Source organism: Micromonospora maritima, assembly GCF_902825405.1.
GTDB classification, from domain to species: Bacteria; Actinomycetota; Actinomycetes; order Mycobacteriales; family Micromonosporaceae; genus Micromonospora; species Micromonospora maritima.
In genome coordinates, this window is the sequence record NZ_CADEAU010000395.1 from 1 (window position 1) to 4,922 (window position 4,922).

6 protein-coding genes are annotated in these 4,922 nt (G+C 74.4%); 1 reads left to right on the forward strand and 5 read right to left on the reverse strand.

What is annotated here, in order from left to right; translation table 11 throughout:
* On the reverse strand, positions 1-222 hold a 222-nt coding region (locus HUW36_RS25405), incomplete at its 3' end, for a 2-C-methyl-D-erythritol 4-phosphate cytidylyltransferase (protein ID WP_174530467.1).
* A 53-nt stretch (positions 223-275) separates the two neighbouring features.
* A complete protein-coding gene (locus tag HUW36_RS25410) occupies positions 276-761 on the reverse strand; it encodes a CarD family transcriptional regulator (RefSeq protein WP_007073334.1) in 486 nt (161 codons plus the stop codon).
* A 327-nt stretch (positions 762-1,088) separates the two neighbouring features.
* On the opposite strand from HUW36_RS25410, the gene HUW36_RS25415 reads away from it, so the two are divergent.
* Positions 1,089-1,781: a hypothetical protein gene (locus HUW36_RS25415; protein ID WP_174530468.1), complete on the forward strand. Its 693-nt coding sequence runs from the start codon at positions 1,089-1,091 to the stop codon at positions 1,779-1,781.
* A 7-nt stretch (positions 1,782-1,788) separates the two neighbouring features.
* On the opposite strand, the gene HUW36_RS25420 is transcribed toward HUW36_RS25415, so the two are convergent.
* The 3 genes from HUW36_RS25420 to HUW36_RS25430 form a co-directional block, all read right to left on the reverse strand.
* Positions 1,789-2,340 (reverse strand): hypothetical protein, encoded by a 552-nt coding sequence (locus tag HUW36_RS25420; RefSeq protein WP_174530469.1) that lies wholly within the window; start codon positions 2,338-2,340, stop codon positions 1,789-1,791.
* 32 nt (positions 2,341-2,372) lie between these two features.
* On the reverse strand, positions 2,373-3,431 hold the full coding sequence (locus tag HUW36_RS25425) for a type III polyketide synthase (RefSeq protein ID WP_174530470.1): 1,059 nt from the start codon (positions 3,429-3,431) through the stop codon (positions 2,373-2,375).
* A 145-nt stretch (positions 3,432-3,576) separates the two neighbouring features.
* Positions 3,577-4,743: an acyl-CoA dehydrogenase family protein gene (locus HUW36_RS25430; protein WP_174530471.1), complete on the reverse strand. Its 1,167-nt coding sequence runs from the start codon at positions 4,741-4,743 to the stop codon at positions 3,577-3,579.
* Positions 4,744-4,922: the final 179 nt, after the last annotated feature.

The following is a 4,922-nucleotide window of genomic DNA, read 5'->3' on the forward strand; positions in this document are numbered from 1 at the left end:
AGCGAGCATGGCCCGCACCGACTCGACGTCGGCGGCCGGCGCGGCCACCACGATCGTGTGCACCGAGGGCGCGGCGGCGATCCGCCGCACGGCGTGCACCAGCAGCGGCTCGCCGGCGAGCAGCCGGAGCGCCTTCGGGGCGCCGGGGCCGAGGCGTACCCCGGCACCGGCCGCAGGAACGAGGACCGCGACGTCACCGCGCGGATTGAGCTGCGCGGTCACGTCGCGGTCCTCGGATTCGTTCGCTGCGGGACGGGTAGAGGCAGAGGTGTGGATCAGGCCTCGGTCAGCACCTTGTCGAGCAGAGTCTCGGCCTCGTCCTTGGTGCTCTTCTCGGCCAGCGCGACCTCGCCCACGAGGATGTCACGGGCCTTGGCGAGCATGCGCTTCTCGCCCGCCGACAGGCCCCGCTCCCGCTCCCGGCGCCACAGGTCGCGGACGACCTCGGCCACCTTCAGCGGGTTGCCGGAGGCCAGCTTCTCCAGATTCGCCTTGTAACGCCGCGACCAGTTGGTCGGCTCCTCGGTGTGCGGTGCACGGAGCACGTCGAAGACCTTGCCCAGGCCCTCTTCGCCGACCACCTCGCGCACACCCACGATCTCGGCGTTCTCGGCGGGCACCCGGACCGTCAGGTCACCCTGCGCGACCCTCAGGACGAGGTACTGCTTCGGCTCGCCCTTGATGACCCGAGTCTCGATTGCCTCGATGAGTGCGGCCCCGTGGTGGGGGTAAACAACGGTCTCGCCGACACTGAAAACCATAGGTTCGAAACCCCTTTCGCTGTGTCTAGGGTAACACGCTCAGGCACCGATGTCTCACCGCTGTCCTGACCGTTGGCGCAGCTCAGGGGCCCTGTGAGAGGTATTTCTTCGGCTTGACAGGCGGTCAAGTCGATGGTTTCAACACGCTCCGTGACGAACGAATGACAACCCGGTACGGGTGACGGGAGCGTCCAGATCTAGGGCAATGCGCTCCTTCCATGGTAGCTCCGCAACTCCACTCGCGCCCAGGTGTGGCGGTACGGGCCTCGGTGCGGGACGCTGGTGGAGGACGTGACGTCCGCTCACCGAGACGTTCCTGGGGGTCCGATGGGCGTGCCTGACGCAGACGGCCAGGGGCCGCCGGACGGGCTGCCCGGGCTCCCTCCCGAGTGGGGCCGGGTGGTCGTCCCCGACGACGCCTCGGCGCTTGCCGACGAGGCCCGTCAGGTCCGCCGGGAGTTGCGCCGCGACCCCCGGCACGCGCAGCGGCCCGGCCGGGCCCGGATCGGGCTGCCGGCGCTCGCGCTGCTGGTCTCGGTGCTGATCACGCTCGCCGGCCTGGCCGCCGTCACCTGGCCCCGGTCCAACCGTTCCGGCGGCGCCCCGACCGTGCTGCCCCGGACCACCGCCACGCCGCTGGCGGTCGGCCCGCTCCCCGCGCTCGACCTGGTCGGCGGCGACGACACACCGGTGCCGCTGCGCAGCCTGCTGCCCGCCATGATCATCCTGGTCGACGCCTGCACCTGCGCCGACCAGGTCGGCACGGCGGCCGCCGCCGCACCTGCCGGGGTCACCGTGGTGACCGTGACCGAGGGCCGCAGCGCCGGCCCCGCCACCGTCCCCGGCGTACGCCCCCTCGGCGACCCGGCCGGCGGCCTGCGGTCCTACCTGCACCTCGTCGCCCGCCCCGGCACCGCCGCCGCGCTGCTCGTGGACCGGCAGGGCACGCTGGTCCGGCTGGTGCCGGAGCTGGGCCCCGCGGCCGACTACCGGGACGACCTCACCCGGCTCGGCGGCTGAGCGGGGTTCAGTACAGGCCCGCCAGGGTCGCGTCCAGGTCCAACTGCCGCTCGCCGGCGACGAACCGGACGGTCACCGGGCCGCCCGCGGCGACCAGGGGCTGACGGACCGCCGCCCCGTCGCAGGCGACCAGGAGCTGCGTCTCATCCTCCTGCGCACCCGTCCAGGAGACGGTCAACGGGCCGGGACCCCGACAGGCGGCGCTGAGCAGGAGACGCGCCCCCGACGTGGAGCTGGTCTGCCGTTCCACCATGCTGCCGGCCCGCACGTGGGACCCGTCGTGCCAGAGCGTGTCCGGGCGCACCTCCTCGCCGCCCGCCATCACCGACCCGATGTCCGGCCCCGGACTCGCGTCCCCGGTGCCCGGGTCGACGATCCACACACGCGAACTCGACGCGGGGTCGGTGGCCGGGCTGGGCTCCGCCGCGACGGTGGCCCGGGCCGCCGGGACCGGGTCGACGACCGGCGCGGCCGACCGCCACCACCACGCCCCGACCGCCAGGGCCAGCACGGTCAGACCGGCCAGCACCGCCGACCGGGTCCGCTCCTCGGAGACCATGCCCGCCAGGCTATCGGCGCGACGGCGGTCCGTCAGCCCGCCCGTTCCAGCAGCGCCGCGTAGAGCGTCAGCCCGGGTCCGAACGCCAGCATCACCACCCGCCGGGGCGGGCGCTGGACACGACACAGCCGGTCCAGGATCAGCAGCACCGTCGGCGACGAGCAGTTGCCGTGCTCGGCCAGCGTCTCCCGGGACGCGGCCAGCGCGTCGGGCGGCAGCTCCAGCTCACGTTCCACCACGTTGAGGATCCGCGGGCCGCCCGGATGCACCGCCCAGCCGTCCACCTCGGAACGCTCGCACCCGTGCCGGGCCAGCAGGTCGTCGACGAGGTCGCGGACGTACCGGGACAGCACCTGCGGCACCTTGGGCGACAGGCCCATCCGGAAGCCGGTGTCGGTGACGTCCCAGGTCATGTGGTCGGCGGTGGAGGTGTCGGTGATCGAGGTGACCTCGCGCAGCGCGTACCCCCGGCCGCCGGGCACCACCACGGCGGCGACCGCAGCGTCGGAGAAGAGCGCGTGCGAGACGATCTGCTGGGTGTCCACCCGGGCACCCGGCGGCTGGATGTGCAGGCTGGTCAGCTCCGCGCAGAGCAGCAGCGCGGGCCGGCCCCGGGCGGTGACGAAGTCGCTCGCCGCGCCGAGCCCGGGCAGCGCCGCGTAACAGCCCATGTGACCGACGAACATGCGCTGCGTGCCCGGGGCCATGCCGAGGTCCCGGGCGAGCAGGATGTCCAGCCCCGGGGTCGCGTACCCGGTGCAGGAGCAGACCACGAACAGGCCGACGTCGGAGGCGTCCAGGCCGGCCGCGGTGAGCGCGCGACCCACCGCCTCCTTTCCCAGCGGCAGCGCCTCGACCTGGTAGCGGCGCATCCGCCGCTCGGTCGGCCACTCCGACACGTCCTCCAGCAACGGGTTCACCGCCGCCTGCCGGCGGGTCACCCCGGAGTTGGCGAAGATCCGTTCGGCCAGCGCCCGGGTGGTCCCGGAGAAGTGCCGCGCGAAGAAGCCCGACCACAGCTCGTCCTGCGCGGCGGCCGGCGGCTGCGCCACACCCAGACCCGCGATCACCGGTACGTCCACGTCCCCCACCTCTCGGATCCGTCAGTCCTCGCGCTCACCGGGCCGTCCTTCGTTCGCGACTGCGAGGCTCGCAACCCCGGCTCACTCCTCGCGCTCACCGGGCCGTCCTTCGTTCGCGACTGCGAGGCTCGCAACCCCGGCTCACTCCTCGCGCTCACCAGCGAGGGGTCGAGCCGTCACGGTCCGGGTCGCCGCCGAGCGCCGCGATGCCGAGCCAGTCGGCACAGACGTCGGACGTGGCCGGGTGCAGCGAGCCGCAGCGGGCGTCCCGGTAGAGCCGCTCCAGCGGATGGCCCCGCCGGGTCGCCGAGGTGCCCGCCGCCTCCAGCATGGACGCCGCCACCTCGGCGGCCGTGGTGCCGGCGAGCAGCTTGGCCCGCCAGACCCAGCGGTTCGTCTCCGCGTCGCCGGGGAACTCGTCGACCCGGCGGGCCGCCTCGGCGACCACCAGCTCGGCGGCGGCGGTGGCCGCGTCCGCCCGGCCCAGTCGGGCCCGGACCGCCGGCAGCCCGGCCAGGTTGCGGGCGTTCAGGTGCTCGGCGGCGGCGTCGATCGCGGCCCGCGCCACCCCGACGTAGACGGCCGCGTAGCTGGCCACCAGCCAGTGCGGCATGAGCTGGGCCACCACCAGGGCCAGCCCCTCGACCCCGCCGAGCAGCCGATCGGCCGGCACCGTCACGTCCAGGTGCAGGTCGTGCGAGGAGGTGGCCCGCATGCCCAGCGAGTCCCAGGTGGGCTCGACCGTGATGCCCTCGCCGGCCGGGATCAGGAACTGCGAGACCACCGACTGGTCGGTGGCGCTGCGGGCGGCCACCAGATAGCCGTCCGGGTGGCCGGCGCCGGAGCAGAAGGTCTTGCTGCCCTTGATGTGCCAACCGCCGTCCACCGGCTCGTAGACGGTGTTGAGCTGGGACAGCCGTGCGCCGGCGCCGCGTTCGCTCATCGCCACCGCGTACCAGGACCCGTCGGCCGCCGCGCGCAGCAGCCGGTCGCGGGCGGCCAGCGCCTCGTCCGGTACGCCGAGCGCCTCGGCCAGCTCCTCGGTGACCGCGCCGAGCGCCCCGGTGACCGAGGCGTGCATGTTGAACACCAGCGCGGTCGCGCCGTTGCCGCGGGCCAGCTCGGTGGCGACGGCCGCGTACTCGGCGAAGCCGGCGCCCTGCCCGCCCAGCTCGCGCGGCACCATGAGCCCGAACAGTCCGGCGGCGCGCAGGTCGGCGAAGTCGTCGACCGGGAACGAGCCGTCCCGGTCGTGCTCCGCCGCGCGGGCGGCCAGTCGCGGCGCCAACCGGCGGGCCGCCTCCAGCGCGTGCACAGTCATGTCGCCCCCTTCTCGGCGTCCCTTTACCCCGGGCGGTCCCGGCTACCCGCCCCGGCGCCCGCTGCCCTGGTAGAGCACGGCGGTCGACCGGGTCGGCACGATGCGGGGTTCCGTCCGGACCGGACGGTCACCGCCGCGCCACCGGCGCAGCAGCCAGGCCAGCGTGCCGCCCAGCTCCG